This is a genomic window from Arthrobacter sp. SAFR-179 (assembly GCF_059414945.1).
On record NZ_JBPFDM010000011.1, the window covers coordinates 19,111 to 37,360 of the forward strand.

The window sequence follows — 18,250 nt, forward strand, 5'->3', positions numbered from 1 at the left end:
CGAAAGATTGCGAACCCATGACGACCAGATTGTCGGAGCGGACCAAGCCCACGCTCGCTACCGTGGCCAAGCAGGCAGGGGTTTCGGCGCCCACGGTGTCCAAAGTGGTGAACGGCCGTGACGACGTTGCCCCCGAAACGAGGGCCAGGATTCTTGCCGTACTGGAACAGGCGGGGTATCAGTCCCCACTGCAGCGACGGGCCGCTGCGGAAAGCGGGACCGTGATTGAAGTGGTGATCGACGTGCTCGACTCCGCCTATACCATCCAGGTCCTGAACGGCATCCTGCAGTCCGCGGCCAGCGCCGACGTCGAAATCCTGGTCAGCGTGACCGGTCAATCCACCCCTGGCCGCCACACTCCGGAGCGCCGGGCGCAGCGGATGCTGGAAGAGGGCCGGGCTGGGATGATCGTGGTGACCTCGGCCTTCAGTGAGGCGCAACTACATGCGTTCAGGCGCCGCCAGATTCCCGTCGTCGTCATTGACCCACTGAATCCGCCCTCAGCGGATGTTGTCAGCGTTGGCGCCACCAACTGGGCCGGCGGAAAAGCGGCCACCGAACACCTGTTGGGACTGGGACACCGCCGTATCGCTTACATCGGCGGCATAGAGGGCGCCGAATGCAACCAGGCGCGGCTGCACGGCTACATGGCCGCCCTCATGGCACAGGGCATCAAGGTGGACCCCAGCTACATTGTGTCCGGCGGCCGGTTCCGGACCGAGAGCGGGGTCAGCGGGTTTAGGGAGCTGCTGAAGCTCGACTCCCTTCCCACGGCCATCTTTGCCGGCAGCGACGCGATTGCCCTGGGTGTCCTGAGCGAAGCGCGGCACCATGGGATCAGGGTTCCGGAAGACATCAGCCTCATCGGTTTCGACGGCACCAACCAGGGCGAGCAATCCGTGCCATCGTTGAGCTCTGTGGCCCAGCCGCTTGAGGAGATGGGCCGGGCGGCCCTCGGGTCGCTGCTGCGCCAGGTGCGCGGCGAGGTCCTGGATTCGCACCGGGTTGAGCTGGCCACGCAGGTCATCGTCCGTGAATCCACCGCTCCTCCGGCTGCCTGAAAGACGTCACGTGAAAATAACCAACCTCGATACCGTGGTGGTGGACTTCTACCGGACCAACCTCATCTTCGTCCGGATGATGACCGATGAAGGCCTCACCGGTGTGGCCGAGGCCACCCTCGAAGGGCAGGAGCACGCAGTCCGTGGAGCGGTGGCCGTCCTGGCCGATGCTGTCAGGGGCAAGGACCCCACCAGGATCACGCAGACCATCTATGAGGTGAACCGGGACGCCTATTGGCGTGGCGGTCCGGTGTCCATGACGGCACTCAGCGCCCTTGAAATGGCCATGTGGGATGTTTCGGCCCGCGCCCTTGGAGTCCCGGTCCACCGGATGCTGGGTGGACAGGTCCGTGACAGGGTTCGGGCCTACGCCAACGGCTGGTTCTCCGGAGCCCGGACGCCTGAAGAATTTGCCGAGGCAGCCGTACAAACGGTTGCCCAAGGTTTCCGCGGACTGAAGTGGGACCCGTTCGAGGCTGCGGACCTCATTCTTGAACCGCGGGACCTGCGGCGCATGCTTGAGCCCGTTTCCGCGGTGCGGGAGGCGGTGGGCGATGACGTTGAGCTCTTCATAGAAGGACACGGCAGGTTCGATGTCCCCACAGCCATCCGGGTTGCCCGGGAAATCGAGCAGTTCCAGCCGGTGTTCTTTGAGGAGCCCTGCCCGCCGGACGGAATCGATGCACTCATCGAGGTGCGCAGCAAGTCCCCGGTTGCTATTGCGGCCGGCGAACGCTGGATGGGACGGAATACCTTCGTTCCAGCCCTCGCCCGTAAGGCAGTGGACTATATCCAGCCGGACGTAACCCATGCCGGCGGCCTGCTGGAACTCTCGTTCATCTCCACGCTTGCTGCGGCCCATTACGTCCCGTTCGCACCGCACAACCCGAGCGGGCCACTCAGTACGGCGGCGACTCTGCAGCTTGGGGCGGCGCTGCCGAATTTCCGGTACCTGGAAATCATGGCCACGGATGTGCCGTGGCGCAGTGAGATTTCGAACGAGCGCCTTGAATTGACCGAGGAGGGCGACATCATGATCCCCGAAGGAGTCGGGCTGGGCATCGAGCTCGACTTTGACGCGATCGCCGAGCACCCTTTCACGCCGCATCCCATGCGGATCTTCAGCGACGTGGTGGCCGATATCCGGCCCACGGATGCCCGGTCCTACTTCAACATGGCGCAGGCAACGCCAAGCGCGTCCGGTGAGTGACAGGGCAACGTCCCCAATCCTCTGCGCTCACGGCGGGCGCTGCTGACCGTCAGTAACGGGAACAGCAGGAGGCGGCCTGGAACACGTTATTCCAGGCCGCCGCTGGCTGTTCGGGAAATAGCTACTGCTGGTAGGCGGGGTGGTGGGCGTCGCGCTGCTCTCCGCCCGGGTTTGCCTTCAGGAGGGTGGACTGCAGCGCGTAGTACGAAGGCTTGCGGGTGTAGTCCTCCCACATCACGGTCGCCTCGCCCTGGCCGCTGAAGAAGACCGGGACCCATGAATACTTGTCATTGAAGCCCCAGATGGTGAAGGACTTGCAGTCCTCGACGCTCAGGCATGCTTCCAGGGCCTGCTGGTAGTAGCTGGCCTGCTTGGCCAGCTGAGCTTCAGTCGGCTTGGTCCCTGCAGCGATGTTCATGCGGACATCGATCTCGGTCACTGCAGTTTCCAGGCCGAGGTCATCGAAGCGCTGGAGGTTCGCCTTCAGGTCGCCGGGAAAGCCGTACTGCGTGCTGAGATGCCCTTGTACGGCGAAACCGTCCACGGGGACGCCTGCAGCCAGGAGCTTCGAAATGAGGCCTACGTACGCGGTGCTCTTGGGGTTGATGCTTTCCACGCCGTAGTCATTGAAGAAAAGCTTGGCGGCCGGATCGGCTTCGTGGGCCCATCGGAAGGCGTCGGCGATGATTTCCGGACCGAGTTCACGGATCCAGATGTTGTCCGTAGTCCGGAGGGACCCGTCACCGTTCAGGATCTCATTGGCGACGTCCCACTGCTGGATCTTGCCTGCGTAGCGTCCAACAACTGTGGTGATGTGGTCCTTCAGGATGGAACGGAGTTCGTCCTTGCTGAAGTTGCCCTGTTCCAGCCAGGCCGGGTTCTGGCTGTGCCAAAACAGCGTGTGGCCGCGGACCACTTGGCCGTGCTGCTGGGCGAATTCAACGATCGCGTCCATTTCGGCAAAGCGGTATTCGTCGCGCTGCGGGTGGATGAATTCCCACTTGGCCTGGTTTTCAGGGGAGACGGAGCTGAACTCCGAAGCCAGCACGCTGCGGTACTGCTGGTCAAAGGTGAACGGGTTGGGGTACGGCATGGTCTCATGGTGCCCGCCGCCGGCAACTGCGGTGCCGATCCGGATGTCCTTAGGCGCCGCCCATCGCAGGGTGTCCTGTTTGGCCAGACCCGGTGCCTGCGGCTTGTCGTTCTCCGCGGCGACTGCAGGCAGTGCGGTGGGGAGGACAAACGCCGACGCGAGAAGGGCGGCGGCGATAGTCTTGGCAGCCTTCATCAAGAGCTCTCCTTTGAGGTACGAGTAATCGGCGCGGTAGGCCGCACCAATAGTTCCGGAAGTTTCCGGAAGTGAGTGGTTGTAGACTAGGAACCTTCGGAAGCGCACGTCAAGGGTTTCGATAAAAGTTTCGCGCAGGAGCCAGGTTGCGGGAACCTAGAGTGGCAGCGAAACCAGGAGGAATGCGTGCAAGAGACCCAGCGCCCGGCAGTCACAATTTCCGCTATTGCGGCCGAGGCCGGTTTGTCTGTCCCCACGGTCTCCCGGGTGCTCAACGGCCGCAGTGATGTATCTCCCCGTACCCGGGAAAGGGTGGAAGCGCTGCTGCGCGAGCATGGCTACCAGCGGCGGGGCAGCCGGCCATCTGTACGCTCTGGTCTCATCGACCTCGTGTTCAACGACTTGGACAGCCCCTGGGCGGTTGAGATCATCCGCGGAGTGGAGGAGGCGGCCAACGAGGTCGGCGCGTCCACGGTGGTCTCAGCGATCCATCGCAGCGCAAGCCCCACTTCAACCCGGCAGTGGCTGGACAATGTCAGCGCCAGGGCGAGCGACGGTGCAATCCTAGTTACGACGGATCTGGACTCATCCTTACGGGCTGAACTCCAGCGGCTTGATGTCCCCGCGGTGGTAATAGACCCTGCAGGCGTGCCCGACCTGGACGTGCCCACCATCGGCGCCACAAACTGGACCGGGGCCGTGGGTGCCACTGAACACCTGACCGGCCTGGGCCACCAGCGAATCGGGTTTGTTGCAGGGGTCCCGGGCCTGTGGTGCAGCCGGGCCCGCTTGGATGGCTACCGGGCAGGCCTTGATGCTGCCGGTATAGCCTTTGATCCCGCATTGGTGGTTGAGGGTGACTTTGATTATGAGTCCGGGTTCCGTGCCGGACGGACGCTGCTGGAGCTCGCCAGCCCGCCGACAGCGGTGTTCGCCGCCAGTGACCAAATGGCCCTCGGCGTGTACGAGGCAGTACGCAAGAAAGGCCTAAGGGTTCCCGAGGACGTCAGTGTTTTGGGCTTCGATGATCTTCCCGAAGCGCGTTGGGCATCGCCTCCGCTCACCACAGTGCGGCAGCCGCTCGCCGAAATGGGCAAGCTGGCGGCGCGCACGGTGCTTCGCATGGTGCAGGGCGAAGTCGTGGAGAGTCCGCGGGTGGAATTGGCCACCAGGCTGGTGCTCCGGGAGAGCACGTCGCCACCACGCCCGAACTGATTGCCTTTGCCGCTTCGTACCCTTGACGGAACAGCGGTCCGATACCTACGCTGAGCGCACTCCGGAAACTTCCGGAAATTTATTTGGTGACTCCTAAGAGGTAGCGATGAAGATGCCACGCCCACGCCCCTACGTTTTGCCCAAGGCAGTCCTGCCCCTGGCTGCCCTCGCCTTGGCCGCGGCCGCCACTGTTCCCGCAGGCCTGGCCGGCGCAGCTCCCGCCCTTGCGGACCAAGCCACGCCGGCCATCGTCGATTCGACCCGGCACGAGGGCAAATACCTCAGCCTGACGTTCGACGACGGCCCCGACCCCGTCAACACCCCCAAGCTGCTCGCTGTGCTCGAAAAGCACCATGTCAAGGCGACCTTTTGCCTCTGGGGCGACCACGTGAAACAGCACCCCGAAATCGTCCGCCAGATAGCTGACTCCGGGCATGCGCTCTGCAACCACACCATGCATCACGACAACATGTCTACGTGGAGTGCCGAGGCGATCAGGGCGGATCTGGAAGAGACCAGCGCCGTCATTCGCGACGCTGTCCCCGGCGCAGACATCAAATACTTCCGGGCACCTTACGGCAGCTGGGGGCAGACGCCGCAGGTGGCCGCCGACATGGGAATGCAGCCTCTTGGTTGGCGCCTTGCCATTGGTGACTGGGAGCCGCCGGGAACATCCGAGCTGGTGCGCCGTCTTGAGGAGGGCATCACTCCGGGTGCCGTCATCCTCCTGCATGACGGCGGTGGGGATCGAAGCCAAACCGTTGAGGCCGTCGATCAGATCATTCCCGAACTGCGGTCAGAGGGGTGGCGCTTCGACAAGCCCGCCCGCCGCGGCTGACATCAGGCCGCAGGTGCCCGGTCCTTTGTAAATTTTGTGCCTGCAACCGCAAGAGCCGGACGCCAACGAAAAAACGGCGGCTGCCGCCCGTCCGGAATGGACCGGTAGGCAGCCGCCGTTGCGGATTGTTTGCTAGGCCTTCACGGCCTCCAGCCCGGGCATGTCCGCTGCCTCGGTCCGGCGCGGCCCCACGGAACCCCTGCGCACCAGGGTGGCCGTGAACTGGGCGGGAGCGGCAGGGGGCAGTCCCTCCATCTGCCGGATCAGCGCCTTGGCTGCTGCAACGCCCATGTTGTAGACCGGCTGGGCAATGACCGTAAGGGGCGGCGTGGTGAGCCGGGTCCATGCGAAGTCGTCGTACATCAGGAATGAAACGTCGGCCGGGATGGACAGGCCCAATTCCTGGATCGCTTCCACTACGCTGAGGGCAATCAGGCCGTCCGAAGCCACAACGGCAGTGGCCTGGTCCGGCCCGCGGAGGACCTCGCGCGTGATGCTTCGGATCGAATCGGCGTCGCCGGCATTCAACCTCACCAGGTCCTCCGGAAAGGGAAGCCCCGCCTCCAGGAAAGCCTGCCGCATCCCCTCGATGCGGTCCGCAATCTGGGAGGACTCCAGGGTGATGCCCGTGCTGTAGGGGGCGTCGGTCCGCAGCGTGGAGATGAAGGCGATGCGCCGGTGCCCGGCCTCGAGCAGATACTGCGTGGCCTCCCGGGAAATCCGGGCCATGTCCACGGCCATGGTGTCCACCTGGAGGTCCCCTGCGGTGCGGTCGATGAAGACCAGCGGGCGCCCGGAGCGGTGCACCTGCTGGAGGTGTTGAGTGTCCACGGATGATGCGGGGGCGACGATAAGTCCGTCCACCCGCTTGTCCAGCAGGACCCGCACCGCGTCCACTTCCGCCGCCCGGTCCTCATCGGTGTTGACCAGGATGACGTTGTAGCCGGCTTTCTTGGCCGTGTCCGTGATGCCGCGCGTGGCAAGGCCGAAATGCGGGTTTTCGATGTCACCCACCACCACCCCAATGGTGTGGGATTTCCCCGTATTCATGCTGCGGGCCAGCTCGTTGGGCCGGTAGGAGAGTGCCTCCGCGGCAGCGAGGACGCGCTCGCGGACGTCGTCGCTGACGGCGCCATAATTGCCCAGCGCCCGGGCGGCCTGGGCCTTGGAAACCTGCGCAGCCTTGGCGACGTCGGCAACTGTTACGTCCCGGCGTCGTGCTCCATCACCGTTCATCTTCACCTTTCGGGGACCTGTTGACGGGCCCTGTGACTTCCGCTACATTTCTATCCATCGATGTGAGTCCGGTCTCAATCCTAGGGTGTGAGACCGGACTCAACAAGAGCATCGGCGACTTTCTTCGGCGGCCCTGACAGCACCGCCTCCCTCCCAACGATTGGACAACGCTGTGAAGAAAAAGACTCTCCGCCCGGCCGGCATTGCCGCGGCAGCCATGGCTGCCGTCCTGGCGCTCTCCGGCTGCAGCTCCACCTCCGCTGCCTCCACCACTGAAAACAACCCCTACGGACTGATCCAGCCCGGCACCATCCGGGTGGCAAGCCTGGGCGACTCCAAGCCCTACACGTTCACCGACGCCTCCGGAAACTTCACCGGCTTCGACGTGGAACTCTTCAAGGACGTGGCCCACCGGGCCGGTGTGGACAATGTGGTCTTCACCGGACAGGACTTCTCGGGCCTCCTTGCCGCGGTTGCCAACGGGCAGTTCGACGCCGGTGTTGCAGCGATCGGCATCACGGACAAGCGGAAGGAAACCGTGGACTTCTCCGACGGTTACCTGGCCGGCTACCTTACCGTCATCACCACCAAAACCTCCGGCATCACCGGCGCGGACGGGCTGGCAGGCAAACGTCTGGGCGTGGTCCAGGGAACGCTGCAGGAAGCCTATGCGGTCAAGAACTTCACCTCGGCCAGCCTGGTCCGCTTCCCTGACAACAACACCGCCATCGCAGCGGTGAACAGCGGAACCGTTGACGCGCACTTCCTGGATTACGAGGCCGCCAAGGCCTATGAGGAGCAGCACGGGCTGGTCAGCGCCGCGGACATCCCCTCCTTCGATGCTCCGGCAGGGTTCGCGGTAGCCAAGGGCAAGACGGCCTTCAAGGAAGCCCTGAACAAGGGCCTGGCCGCAGCCATGGAGGACGGCACCTGGAAGAAGCTCTACCAGAAGTGGTTCCCGGGCTCGCCGATGCCCGAGCAGTACCTGCCCAAGGCTGAACAGACCGCGTCGCCCACACCGGCCAAATAGGCGCCAGGGCCACATAGGCACCGGGCAACCAGGCGCCGGCACGTAAGCGCCTGGCCAGCAAGCCCTTTGGCCACCTGACCGGGCGGGCCGCCGTACGCGGCCCGCCCGGCACCCCCCATCATCTACCTCTGAGAGCAACCATGGACTGGCTCAACACCATCATCCGTACCTTCTTCGACTTCGGCGCTATGGCCGAGGTCCTGCCCCAACTCCTGGCGGTCGGCCTGCTGAACACGCTGATCATCTCCATTGCCGCCACCGTCCTTGGCACGGTGCTGGGCATGGTGGTGGCCGTCATGGGCATCTCACCATCCAAGTGGCTGCGGGTTCCCGCCAGGATCTACACCGACCTGTTCCGGGGCCTGCCCGCCATCCTCACCATCCTGCTGATCGGCCAGGGTTTCGCCCGGCTCAGTCAATCGATCTTCGGCCCCTCGCCCTACCCGCTGGGCATCATCGCGCTGAGCCTGATCGCCAGCGCCTATATCGGCGAGATCTTCCGCGCCGGAATCCTCAGCGTGGACAAGGGCCAAGGCGAGGCCTGCCGTGCCCTGGGCATGAGCTACGCCAAGTCCATGGCCCTGGTGGTGGTGCCCCAGGGCGTCCGCCGGGTCCTCCCGGCCCTGGTGAACCAGTTCATCGCCATCGTCAAGGACTCCTCCCTGGTCTACTTCCTGGGCCTGCTGGTCACCGAACGCGAACTCTTCCGCGTGGGCCAGGACGCCGCGGTGCTGTCCGGCAACCTTTCACCCCTGGTGGCCGCCGGCCTCCTCTACCTGGTGATCACCGTCCCGCTGACGCACCTGGTGAATTACTTCGACAACAAGTTCCGAACCGGCCGCCGCCGCGCCGCGCCGCCCACCAGCGGCCTGAAGGAAGTCAAGGAACTCGACGCGGCCTCGCCGCTCACAGCCGGGAGCAACACATGAACACCCCAACCCCCACCACCCTGAACACTGCCACCCCTGAGACCCAGTCGTTCCACGGTTCAAGCCTGGAACTGCACAACCTCACCATGGCCTACGGCGATATCGAGGTTCTGCGCAACGTCAGCCTCACCGTGGCCCCGGGTACCACCACGTGCATCATCGGCCCCTCCGGATCCGGCAAGTCGACGCTGCTGCGCGGCGTCAACCGGCTTCACGAACCCAAGAGCGGGAACGTGCTGCTCGCCGGTGAGAGCACCCTGGGCGCCAACCCGGACACCCTGCGCACCCGCATCGGCATGGTGTTCCAGCACTTCAACCTCTTCCCGGACCACACCGCCGAGGAAAACGTGGCCCTTGCCCTCTGGAGCGTCAAGGGCATGCCCAAGGCCCAGGCCATGGAACGCGCCCGCCAGCGGCTCGCCGAGGTTGGACTGGCCGAACGCGCAGACCACCGCCCCCGCGACCTCTCCGGCGGCCAGCAGCAGCGTGTCGCCATCGCACGTGCCCTGGCCATGGAACCCGAAGTGATGCTCTTCGACGAGGCCACCAGCGCCCTGGACCCCGAGCTGGTCAAAGGCGTCCTGAACCTCATGGCCGGACTGGGCCGCCGCGGCATGACCATGCTCGTGGTCACGCACGAGATGGGCTTCGCCCGCAAAGTTGCCGACCAGGTGGTCTTCATGGACGAAGGCGAGGTAGTGGAAGCCGGAACCCCTGCCCAGCTCTTCGACAACCCCCGCAGCGAACGCCTGCAGCGCTTCCTCTCGGAGGTGCTGTGATGGGTGCGGTTGCAGCAGCACCCATCCGGACCGCCGTCGTCGGCTTTGGAATCTCCGGCAAGGTGTTCCACGCGCCGCTGATCGCTGCCAACCCGGATTTCTCGCTGGACGTGATCGTCACGGCGCAGGCGGAGCGTGCGGCGGAGGCGGCACGCCTCTATCCGCAGGCACGGGTTGTCGGCACTCCGGAGGAGCTGTTCGCCCTGGCTGCGGACCTGGACCTGGTCATCCTGGGCACTCCGCCGCACACGCACTATGGGCTGGCCGCAACGGCCATAGCCCACGGCCTGAACCTGGTGGTGGACAAGCCTTTCGTGCCCACGTCCGCCCTGGGCGAGGAGCTGATCAGCAGGGCGTCCGACGGCGGGGTGCAGCTGACGGTGTTCCAGAACCGCCGGTGGGATGCCGACTTCCTCACCCTGCAGAAGGTGCTGGCGTCCGGAGGCGTTGGCGAGGTGACCAGTTTCGAGTCGCGGTTTGAATGGTGGCGGCCCGAAGGCTTCGGCAACTGGCGGGACACGGTGTCCCTGGCTGAGGGCGGCGGCATCCTGCACGACCTCGGCGCACACCTGATCGACCAGGCCATCCAGCTGTTCGGCCCGGTGGACACCAGCTACGGGGAGACGGCCAACCGCGGGCCGCATCCGGATGCGGCCGACACCGAAGCCTTCGTGTCGTTGCTGCACGCCTCCGGCGTCCGCACGCGGCTCTGGATGAACGGCATGGCCGCCCAGGCCGGGCCCCGCTTCCACGTCCTGGGCAACCGGGCCGGCTACACCAAGTGGGGCCTGGACGGACAGGAACCCGCGCTCGCTGCCGGGATGCCGCCGTCGGACCCTGCCTTTGGCGTGGACCCCCAGGAGCGTTGGGGGCTCCTGGGGGTGGACGGGGCAACCACTCCGGTACCTGCCGAACGCGGCGCGTACCCGGAGTTCTACGTCCAGCTGGCCGCCGCCCTGCGCGGGAACGGTGCGCTCCCCGTCGATCCTGCCGAACCCCTTGAGGTGCTGAAGGTCATCGAAGGCATCCACGCCCTGGCCTGACGCCCCCTCTGATTCTTTTCCAGTGACGCGCCGTCCGCGTCCATCCCACCCACGTATTCCATAGAAAGTGACCCTCATGTCCTCTGCATCAGCCACCAAGCGCGTCGCCGTCATCGGCGGCGGGATCCTCGGCGTCTCCACCGCAGTCCACCTGCTCCGCGAAGGAGCCTCGGTCATCCTGCTGACCGAGCGCGGCCTCGCCAGCGAAGCCAGCGGCCGCTCGCTGTCCTGGCTCAACTCCGCCGGCGAACGGTCCACCCCGTACCACCAGCTCCGCGTGGCCGGCGTGGACCGCTACCGCACCCTTTTCGCCTCGGACCCCGGCCGGGACTGGCTCCAGTTCGGCGGCGGCCTGATGTGGAACGCCGCGGGGCAGCGCGAGGCCACCGAGGCCCGGCACGCCTACGAAAAGTCCATCGGCTATGACTCCAAGTTGATTGCCCCGCGCGAAATTGCGTCCGTTACCCCGGGAATCGATGCGGACGCCGTGCCGGAGAACGCCATCTTCAATCCGGGCGAAGGCTGGGTCAGCCTGCCGGACCTGATCGACTTCCTCATGGAGGAATTCCACGCCAGGGGCGGCGAACTGGTCCTGAACGCCGGCAAGGCCTCCGTCATGGTGGAGGACGGCCGCACCTCCGGTGTGGAGACTGCCTCGGGCGGGACGTACCCGGCCGAAGCCGTCCTGGTGGCGTGCGGCGCGGCGACGCCCGCCGTCGTCGAACCCCTGGGGGTGCACATCCCCAACGGCTCACCCGTCTCCATGCTGGTGGTGACCAAGCAGGTGCAGCACGACGTGGCCGCGGTGATGAACACCCCGCGCGCAGCCGTGCGGCCCAACCCGGGCGGCACGTTCGCCCTGGACCACGACTGGTACGAAGAACACATCACCGAACATGCGGACGGCTCCTTCAGCATCCCGGACGAGGTGGTGCAGGAACTCGCGGATGAGGCGTCCAAACTGGTGGCCGGCAACCCGGAACTCAAGCCCGCCTCCTGGAAGATGGGCTACAAGCCGATTCCCGGTGACGGCGAACCGGTGCTGGGCGAACTGGGCCAGGTGCCAGGGTGCTACGTTGCCTTCACGCACTCCGGCGCCACCCTGGGACTCATTGCCGGAGAACTTCTCGCCGGCGAGATCCTGACCGGCCGGAAGCACCCCATGCTGGCCACCTTCCGGCCCGGCCGCTTCTCCTAAAGCACAACAGGCGGGGCCGTGTGGCTCCGCCTGTTTTCGCGTCCGGGCCGGGAAGCGGCCGCGTCCAGGCCTGGTCCGGGCTGGGAAGCGGCCGCTCAGGCCCCCAAATGCCCGGTGAGCCGGCGGTGGAAGCCGGTGCTGCGTTCATCAAGGCCTTGGATGGTCACGGCGGCCCCGTGGTCGGCGTACTTCGTTTCGATGGAGTCGAGGGCGGCCACCGTCGAGGCGTCCCAGATCTGGGCACGGCTGAGGTCGATGGTCACCCGGGCGGGATCGTCGGCATAGGCGAACTGCTCAACGAGGTCGTTGCTGCTGCCGAAGAACAGCGGCCCCACCACGTCGTAGCGGACGCTCCGGCCGTCCCCGGCCGGGGTCCGCTCCACAGTGATGACGTGGGCCACCCGGCGGGCGAACAGCACCATCGCCAGGACAACGCCCACCAGGACGCCGTAGGCGAGGTTCCCCGTCAGGACCACGACGGCCACCGTGACCACCATGACCAGGGTCTCCGGGATGGGCATCCGCTTCAGGGTGGACGGTTTGACGCTGTGCCAGTCCACCGTGGTGACAGCCACCACCATCATGACCGCGGCCAGTGCCACCATGGGGATCTGCCCCATGACCGAGCTGAGGCCGGTCACCAGGGCCAGCAGGAACAGCCCGGCCACGACCGTGGAGATGCGGGTGCGGGCTTGGCCGGTCTTCACGTTGAGGACCGTCTGGCCGATCATGGCGCAACCGGCAATGCCGCCGTAGAAACCGGCCAGGATGTTCGAGACCCCCAGGCCCCAGGACTCACGCCCCTTGTGCGAGGGGGTGTCCGTGATGTCGTCCACGAGTTTCGCCGTCAGGAGGCTTTCCATGAGGCCCACGAACGCGACGCTCAGCGCGGTGGGCAGCACCAGCTGGAAGGTCTCCAGGTTCACCGGGACAAGGAACGGGGTGAGTCCGGGCAGCTTGCCGGTGAGGGGACCTTCGTCCAGGACGTCCGGCACGGCGAGGCCGGCGATGATGACGATCGCCGTGACGACGACGATGGCCACCAGCGGCGACGGCACCACCTTGGTAAACCGGGGAAGGATGAAGATGATCGCGAAGGTCAGGGCGAACAAGACATAGGCGGGCCAGGGGACATTGAGGACATGGGGCACCTGCGCCATGAAGATCAGCACGCCCAGGGCATTGACGAATCCGATCATCACCGACCGGGGGATGAAGCGCATCAGTCTCGCTAATCCAGCGAGGCCAAACACCACCTGGATCACGCCGGCGAGGAGCACGGCGGGCAGGACGTACTGGACGCCGTGCTCGTGGACCAGTGGGGCGATCACCAGGGCGACGGAACCGGCTGCGGCAGTGACAACGCCGGGCCGGCCACCAAGGACCGACATCGCCAGGGCCAGCACGATGGAGGCCACAAGGCTCACCATGGGATCCACCCCGGCCACGATCGAGAACGAAATGACTTCCGGGACCAGGGCGAGGGTGGTGACCATGCCGGCCAGGACCTCGCGGGACAGCTGCCGCGGAGAGCGCAGCGCGGTGAGGACGGTGATCGGGGTCCGAAGAGGGCGGGTGCGGTGGGCGACGGCCAAGAAGCGGCTCCAGGGGACATGGCTCTCCGAGGAGAGCGGGGTGTGCGACGTTTCTGCGCGCCACGATGCGCACGGGTCCAGCCCGGCCATGGAAGACAATGGGTGGAAAGGGAATGTGCCGGTGACTTTCGGCTGTAGGCAACCTTACCGTCAAACCGTCCGGCCGCGCCGGGGGTGGCAGCGGGGGCATGGCGCGGCGCGTGGGTGCCGGAAGCTGGATGTGTTCCGTGCCGTTGCCAAACTGTGGCGTTCCGGCCGGCCCCGGCCCGGGGCGGCAGTAAGCACGGCTGATAAAATGGCCGGGTTGCAGGGCGGCCTTTTTGAAGCTGGGGCAAGCAGTGCCGTAACAAGGTAGGGGACCACAATCATGACGGCAGGCGGGTCACACCTCAGGATGTCGGAGAGCCGGCCGGGCACACCGGCCGGGATTTCCGTGCCCGCCAAGGGCCATGCCTACCTGGCAACCATCGAAGGTTTCATCGGCGCCCTCATGATGTTCGTCGGCTCCATCGGGACGGGCTGGATCGCCAATGGTTCGCCGATGATCCGCCAGCCCGTGGTGATTGCACTCCGTACCGAAGGCTGGGGCGTGGCCGTGTCCACCGTGCTGCTCACGGCCGGCGCCATGCTCCTGATGCGCTCCTGGCTACGGCTGGGCCAGCGGCTGGGGGACTGGGGAAAATCGTCACTGCGGTCCGTGGTGGTGGCCATATCCGCCTGGTCCCTGCCGCTGCTGTTCTGCGTCCCGGTCTTCTCCCGCGACGTCTACGCCTACACCGGCCAGGGCCGCCTGGTCCAGGAGGGCCAGAACCCCTATGAGGTGGGCATTTCCACCCTCAACAACTGGTTCTCCCTGGGCGCCGATCCCGCGTGGGCGGAAAACCGCACCCCCTACGGGCCGTATTTCCTCTGGCTGGCACGCGCGGTGGTGGGACTGACCGGAGCCCAGCCGGACGCGTCCGTCCTGCTGTTCCGGCTCCTGGCCGGCGTCGGCGTGCTGCTCTGCGTCATCTACGTGCCCAAGCTCGCCGAACTGCACGGGATCAACGGAGCGCGGGCGCTCTGGATCTCCGTGGCCAACCCGCTGTTCCTCATCAGCTTCATCGCCAGCGCCCATAACGACGCCCTGATGGTGGGGCTCGCCGTCGCAGGTGTCTACCTGGCCGCCACCCGCCGCTACCTCCTGGGTGTCCTCCTGGTCACCGCCTCGATCGGCATCAAGCCCATCACGGTGCTGCTGCTGCCCTTCATCGGAGTCATGTGGGCCGGCCCCGGCGCCTCCTGGCCGCGCAAGTTCCTGATGTGGGGCGCCACCGCGGGCATCAGCTTCGGGGTTCTGGCCCTCAGCGGCATCCCCTACAACCTGGGCATCGGCTGGACCTGGGCCATCATGGACCCCACCCCCGGCTATACCGGCTACTCGCCGTCGGGCTTCCTGGGCCAGCAGGTGGAAATGCTCGCCAACGCCCTGGGGCTGCCCGGCGGAACGCTGGCCACCTGGCTGCGGACCGGCATGAAGTGGGGAGCGATCACACTGGTCCTGCTGCTGATGTTCCGCGGCGACTACTCGCGGGCGGTGCGCCGGATGGCCCTGGCGTTCACCGCCGTCGTGATGCTTTCACCCATCATCCAGCCCTGGTACATCCTGTGGTTCCTGCCGTTCCTGGCTGTTACCGGGATCCGGGACGACTGGCAGATCCGCTCACTTTACGTGGCCGTGACGTTCTTTGTGGTGTTCGGGGCCCAGGACCAGCTGTCGGTCTGGTCCTTCGTGGAACTGCCCATCGACGCCTCGTCCCTGGCGTTCTTCACGGCACTGGCGTTCACGTTCTACCTGCTGGTGCTGGACGTCCACACCCGCAAGCTGCTCATCGAGGGCAGGCCGCTGGACCTTGCCCGGCAGGCCTGGCGTTGGGTGGTGGAGCGCAGGGCAGCGCGGCGGGCTGCCGCAGGCACCACCGCCGACCCGTCCGAAAACCGCTGACGGTCCGAAAGCCGTAAACAGCCCGCGGCCCGGCTAGGCTCCGGCCGGCACCCGGGCTGAAGCCTTCCGGCCCAACTCCGCGGTGCGCTTCACCGACCACCACAGCAGGACCACCAGGAGCACGTTCCGGGTTGTCAGGATGGCGGCCATGACCGGGTGGGCGTGGATCAGCGGGGTGTAGAAGAGCGGGTAGATCACGAACGTTGTCATTGCGATGCCCATGAGCAGGGCCGCGGGGACTTTCCAGCGCTCCCAGTCGTGGGCCAGGCCGGCAATGATCACCGGCGCCAGCCAGATGATGAACTGCGGCGAACCCACCTTGTTGAACACAATGAAGGCGGTGACCATCATGAGCGAGCCCTCGAGGAACAGTTCCTCCCGCTCGGCACCGCGCCGCATGGCACGCACCAGCAGGATGGCTGCCGTGATGGCTGCAAGGACCAGCAGTGGCTGCATCAGGAAAGCTGCCGTTGCCGCCCCTGGGCCGTAGACCTCTGTGGAGTTGATGGCCGTGTTGTCCGCCATCCTTGATCCGGCGATGTGGAGGACGCTCAGCCAGACCCAGGGTGTGGAGAAGGTGGCCTCCAGCTGCATGCCGCGTTCGCCCTGGTTCAGCAGGAAGTCCATGATGTGCGGCAGGCCGCCGGTGAGCCAGGTGCCCATGCCCACCAGGGCGGTGACGGCGGCGCCGGCGAGCACCACCTGGATCCGCTTGTGGCTGGCGATGACGATGGGAACCAGGACGGCTGCGGGCCACACCTTGATCCAGGTGGCGATGCTGAGCAGGACGCCCGCCACCACGGGCCGTTCGGCCGCGTACAGCAGGGCGATCAGCACGATGGGCGCGGTGATGCCCTCCACCCGGGCGAAGCTCAGGTAGCCCATGAACACCGTGAAGAACAGCCACCACCAGGCGGGGGCAATGCCCGTCACCTTCCGCGGGCCGCGGGTGAGGTAGACCAGGCCGACGGCGTTCAGTGCCGTGATGATCAGGAACCAGACCAGCAGGTAGAGGCTGGGCCCGGCGACGTTGGCCAGGAAGATGGGGATCTGCGCCAATACCGGGTAAACCCAGGGGCTGATCTTACCGCTCAGGTCCGACGGGTTGTAGCCGGCCGTGGCCCACTGCCGGTACTGCTCGGTATCGCTGAAGGTATCGCCGTTCAGGAAGAAGGATGCCATCCAGCCCAGGAAGTACACATGGACGACGGCGAAGCCCCACCAGACGCTGGACGGGCGGGCGAACCAGTCCACCACTTTTGCCGGGAGCAGCCTGGTGCGGACGGTCACCAGGCGGTCAAAGAACCTCGTGGAAATCTTAGGTCTCCTTGAGCGCGGGGGCGGGAGCGGCGGTCTTCTTGCCCAGCGAGTAGAGGCGCCGGACGCTCCAGAGGAACAGGACCACGAGCAGGACGTTGCGGATGGTCAGCACCAGCGCCATCCAGGGATTGTTGTGGCTCAGGGCATCGTAGAAGAGGGGGTAGATGAAGTAGGTTGCCACCGCAATGGCGATCAGCATTGCCGCTGGCACCCGCCATTCGCGCCAGCTGTGCGCCAGGCCCACGGCGACGGCGGGGCCAAGCCAGACCATGAACTGGGGCGATCCCACCTTGTTGAAGACCACGAAGGCGGCGGCCAGGGCGAGGGCACCGGCCAGCAGCAGTTCGGTGCGGTCCACGCCGCCGGCCACCTTGTGCTGCTTTCCGTTGTGGAGCGCCCAGAACGTCAGCCCGGCCACCAGGAGGGCGGCCAGGACCAGGAGGGGCTGCATCAGCACGGACATGGTGGCGGTACCCGGGCCGTCCACCTGCATGGAGTTGATGTCCGTGTTCATGTACATGCGCGAGCCGCCGACGTTCAGGACGGAGAGCCAGAGCCAGGGCGTGGTGAAGGTGGCCTCGAGCTGCATGCCGCGGTCGCCCTGCTGCGTGAGGAAGTTCAGGAGCTTGGGGACGCTGCCCAGGGCGGCTGCCAGCGCAACCACGCCCGCCGTCGTCGCAATTCCTGCCAGCACCACCAGCAGGCGGTTCTTCACGACGGCGAAGAGGGCCAGCATGATGGCGGCGGGCCAGACCTTCACCCAGGTGCCGATGGCCAGCAGGACCGAGGCGACGAAGGGTCGCTTGACGCCGTAGGCAAGGGCCACGAGGACCAGCGGGGCGGTGAGGCCGTCCACGCGGGCGAAGCCCAGCCAGCCCATCAGGAAGGTGAACGCCAGCCACCACCAGCCGGCCGGGATGGCGCTGGTGTTGCGGCCGCGCTCTGTCAGTTTAAGCAGCGCCCAGCCGTTGAGGAGCGTGGTCATGAGGACCCAGATGAAGAAGAACGGTCCGGGTCCGGCCAGGCCTGCGATGGCCATGGGGATGAGCGCCAGGATGGGGTACACCCACGGACTGGGACCGCCGCTGAGGTTGGCGTCGTTGAATGCCGCCATGGCCCAGTCACGGTAGATGAAGGTGTCGCTGAATGCTTCGCCGCGAAGGGAGAGCGATGCAGCGAAGACCAGGAAGACAAGGTGCACCACAATGAAGCCGCCCAGGAGGCCGGGCCCGGTGTTCAACCGGTTCCGCGCCGGGGCGGGAAGGATGACGTTGCGGATCCTGGTCAGATTGCCGAAGAAAGCGTCGGTGGAAATGGCGGATCCTTGTCAGGTTGTGGCACACGGTGTCGTGCTGGTGGCTGGTTTTGCCGCATGGCTGGTTCAGGGGCATCGGAGCCGTCCGGAAACAGCTTCCACTCCTGTCCAACTCTAATTCACGGCCCTTTGGCGCCCGTAATTGCTGGGCCCGGCCCGAGTCGTCACACTCTTGACCTGCGGCGACTTATTACTTGATTTTTCAAGTT

At 65.9% G+C, this 18,250-nt stretch carries 15 protein-coding genes; 10 read left to right on the forward strand and 5 right to left on the reverse strand.

Annotated features, from left to right (window positions below):
• The first annotated feature begins 17 nt into the window (after positions 1 to 17).
• Positions 18 to 1,061: a LacI family DNA-binding transcriptional regulator gene (locus ACR65K_RS16015; RefSeq protein ID WP_440153983.1), complete on the forward strand. Its 1,044-nt coding sequence runs from the start codon at positions 18 to 20 to the stop codon at positions 1,059 to 1,061.
• Between the two features lie 10 nt (positions 1,062 to 1,071).
• Positions 1,072 to 2,271 (forward strand): mandelate racemase/muconate lactonizing enzyme family protein, encoded by a 1,200-nt coding sequence (locus ACR65K_RS16020; RefSeq protein ID WP_440153984.1) that lies wholly within the window; start codon positions 1,072 to 1,074, stop codon positions 2,269 to 2,271.
• A gap of 121 nt (positions 2,272 to 2,392) precedes the next feature.
• Here ACR65K_RS16020 and ACR65K_RS16025 read toward each other — a convergent pair whose 3' ends face one another.
• On the reverse strand, positions 2,393 to 3,559 hold the full coding sequence (locus tag ACR65K_RS16025) for an endo-1,4-beta-xylanase (RefSeq protein ID WP_440153985.1): 1,167 nt from the start codon (positions 3,557 to 3,559) through the stop codon (positions 2,393 to 2,395).
• Positions 3,560 to 3,745: 186 nt separating this feature from the next.
• Between ACR65K_RS16025 and ACR65K_RS16030 the strand changes: the two genes are divergently transcribed.
• Positions 3,746 to 4,774 carry a LacI family DNA-binding transcriptional regulator gene (locus ACR65K_RS16030; RefSeq protein ID WP_440153986.1) on the forward strand — a complete coding sequence of 343 codons (1,029 nt, stop codon included), beginning with the start codon at positions 3,746 to 3,748 and terminating at the stop codon, positions 4,772 to 4,774.
• Between the two features lie 106 nt (positions 4,775 to 4,880).
• The gene (locus ACR65K_RS16035; protein WP_440153987.1) at positions 4,881 to 5,612 is read left to right on the forward strand and encodes a polysaccharide deacetylase family protein; all 732 of its coding nucleotides are present in this window, start codon (positions 4,881 to 4,883) and stop codon (positions 5,610 to 5,612) included.
• 132 nt (positions 5,613 to 5,744) lie between these two features.
• Here ACR65K_RS16035 and ACR65K_RS16040 read toward each other — a convergent pair whose 3' ends face one another.
• Positions 5,745 to 6,848 carry a LacI family DNA-binding transcriptional regulator gene (locus tag ACR65K_RS16040; protein ID WP_440153988.1) on the reverse strand — a complete coding sequence of 368 codons (1,104 nt, stop codon included), beginning with the start codon at positions 6,846 to 6,848 and terminating at the stop codon, positions 5,745 to 5,747.
• Positions 6,849 to 7,020: 172 nt separating this feature from the next.
• On the opposite strand from ACR65K_RS16040, the gene ACR65K_RS16045 reads away from it, so the two are divergent.
• The 5 genes from ACR65K_RS16045 to ACR65K_RS16065 all read left to right on the forward strand — a co-directional run bounded on the left by ACR65K_RS16045 (position 7,021) and on the right by ACR65K_RS16065 (position 11,827).
• Positions 7,021 to 7,878 (forward strand): ABC transporter substrate-binding protein, encoded by an 858-nt coding sequence (locus ACR65K_RS16045; RefSeq protein WP_440153989.1) that lies wholly within the window; start codon positions 7,021 to 7,023, stop codon positions 7,876 to 7,878.
• A 140-nt stretch (positions 7,879 to 8,018) separates the two neighbouring features.
• Positions 8,019 to 8,807 (forward strand): amino acid ABC transporter permease, encoded by a 789-nt coding sequence (locus ACR65K_RS16050; protein WP_056338086.1) that lies wholly within the window; start codon positions 8,019 to 8,021, stop codon positions 8,805 to 8,807.
• Positions 8,804 to 9,586: an amino acid ABC transporter ATP-binding protein gene (locus ACR65K_RS16055; RefSeq protein ID WP_440153991.1), complete on the forward strand. Its 783-nt coding sequence runs from the start codon at positions 8,804 to 8,806 to the stop codon at positions 9,584 to 9,586. Before ACR65K_RS16050 ends, ACR65K_RS16055 begins: the two co-directional genes overlap by 4 nt.
• Positions 9,586 to 10,629, forward strand: a complete 1,044-nt coding sequence (locus tag ACR65K_RS16060) for a Gfo/Idh/MocA family protein (RefSeq protein WP_440153993.1) — start codon at positions 9,586 to 9,588, stop codon at positions 10,627 to 10,629. The genes ACR65K_RS16055 and ACR65K_RS16060 overlap by 1 nt, the downstream gene beginning before the upstream one ends.
• A gap of 76 nt (positions 10,630 to 10,705) precedes the next feature.
• Positions 10,706 to 11,827, forward strand: a complete 1,122-nt coding sequence (locus ACR65K_RS16065; protein WP_440153994.1) for an NAD(P)/FAD-dependent oxidoreductase — start codon at positions 10,706 to 10,708, stop codon at positions 11,825 to 11,827.
• Positions 11,828 to 11,922: 95 nt separating this feature from the next.
• Here the strand turns inward: ACR65K_RS16065 and ACR65K_RS16070 are convergent, their stop codons facing one another.
• Entirely contained in the window at positions 11,923 to 13,422 is a 1,500-nt protein-coding gene (locus ACR65K_RS16070) for a SulP family inorganic anion transporter (RefSeq protein ID WP_440153995.1), read from the reverse strand.
• A gap of 367 nt (positions 13,423 to 13,789) precedes the next feature.
• Between ACR65K_RS16070 and mptB the strand changes: the two genes are divergently transcribed.
• On the forward strand, positions 13,790 to 15,406 hold the full coding sequence (gene mptB, locus ACR65K_RS16075; RefSeq protein WP_440153996.1) for a polyprenol phosphomannose-dependent alpha 1,6 mannosyltransferase MptB: 1,617 nt from the start codon (positions 13,790 to 13,792) through the stop codon (positions 15,404 to 15,406).
• A gap of 33 nt (positions 15,407 to 15,439) precedes the next feature.
• On the opposite strand, the gene ACR65K_RS16080 is transcribed toward mptB, so the two are convergent.
• Both ACR65K_RS16080 and ACR65K_RS16085 read right to left on the reverse strand, forming a co-directional pair.
• Positions 15,440 to 16,696 carry a hypothetical protein gene (locus ACR65K_RS16080; protein ID WP_440153998.1) on the reverse strand — a complete coding sequence of 419 codons (1,257 nt, stop codon included), beginning with the start codon at positions 16,694 to 16,696 and terminating at the stop codon, positions 15,440 to 15,442.
• A 28-nt stretch (positions 16,697 to 16,724) separates the two neighbouring features.
• Positions 16,725 to 17,993, reverse strand: a complete 1,269-nt coding sequence (locus ACR65K_RS16085; RefSeq protein WP_440154155.1) for a glycosyltransferase family 87 protein — start codon at positions 17,991 to 17,993, stop codon at positions 16,725 to 16,727.
• Positions 17,994 to 18,250: the final 257 nt, after the last annotated feature.

Excerpts from the sequence above, each read along its gene's own strand:
- ACR65K_RS16015 (WP_440153983.1), top strand. The coding sequence starts at position 18 with ATGACGACCAGATTGTCGGAGCGGACCAAGCCCACGCTCGCTACCGTG.
- ACR65K_RS16025 (WP_440153985.1), bottom strand. The coding sequence starts at position 3,559 with ATGAAGGCTGCCAAGACTATCGCCGCCGCCCTTCTCGCGTCGGCGTTT.
- ACR65K_RS16035 (WP_440153987.1), top strand. The coding sequence starts at position 4,881 with ATGAAGATGCCACGCCCACGCCCCTACGTTTTGCCCAAGGCAGTCCTG.
- ACR65K_RS16040 (WP_440153988.1), bottom strand. The coding sequence starts at position 6,848 with ATGAACGGTGATGGAGCACGACGCCGGGACGTAACAGTTGCCGACGTC.
- ACR65K_RS16050 (WP_056338086.1), top strand. The coding sequence starts at position 8,019 with ATGGACTGGCTCAACACCATCATCCGTACCTTCTTCGACTTCGGCGCT.
- ACR65K_RS16055 (WP_440153991.1), top strand. The coding sequence starts at position 8,804 with ATGAACACCCCAACCCCCACCACCCTGAACACTGCCACCCCTGAGACC.
- ACR65K_RS16060 (WP_440153993.1), top strand. The coding sequence starts at position 9,586 with ATGGGTGCGGTTGCAGCAGCACCCATCCGGACCGCCGTCGTCGGCTTT.
- ACR65K_RS16065 (WP_440153994.1), top strand. The coding sequence starts at position 10,706 with ATGTCCTCTGCATCAGCCACCAAGCGCGTCGCCGTCATCGGCGGCGGG.
- mptB (WP_440153996.1), top strand. The coding sequence starts at position 13,790 with ATGACGGCAGGCGGGTCACACCTCAGGATGTCGGAGAGCCGGCCGGGC.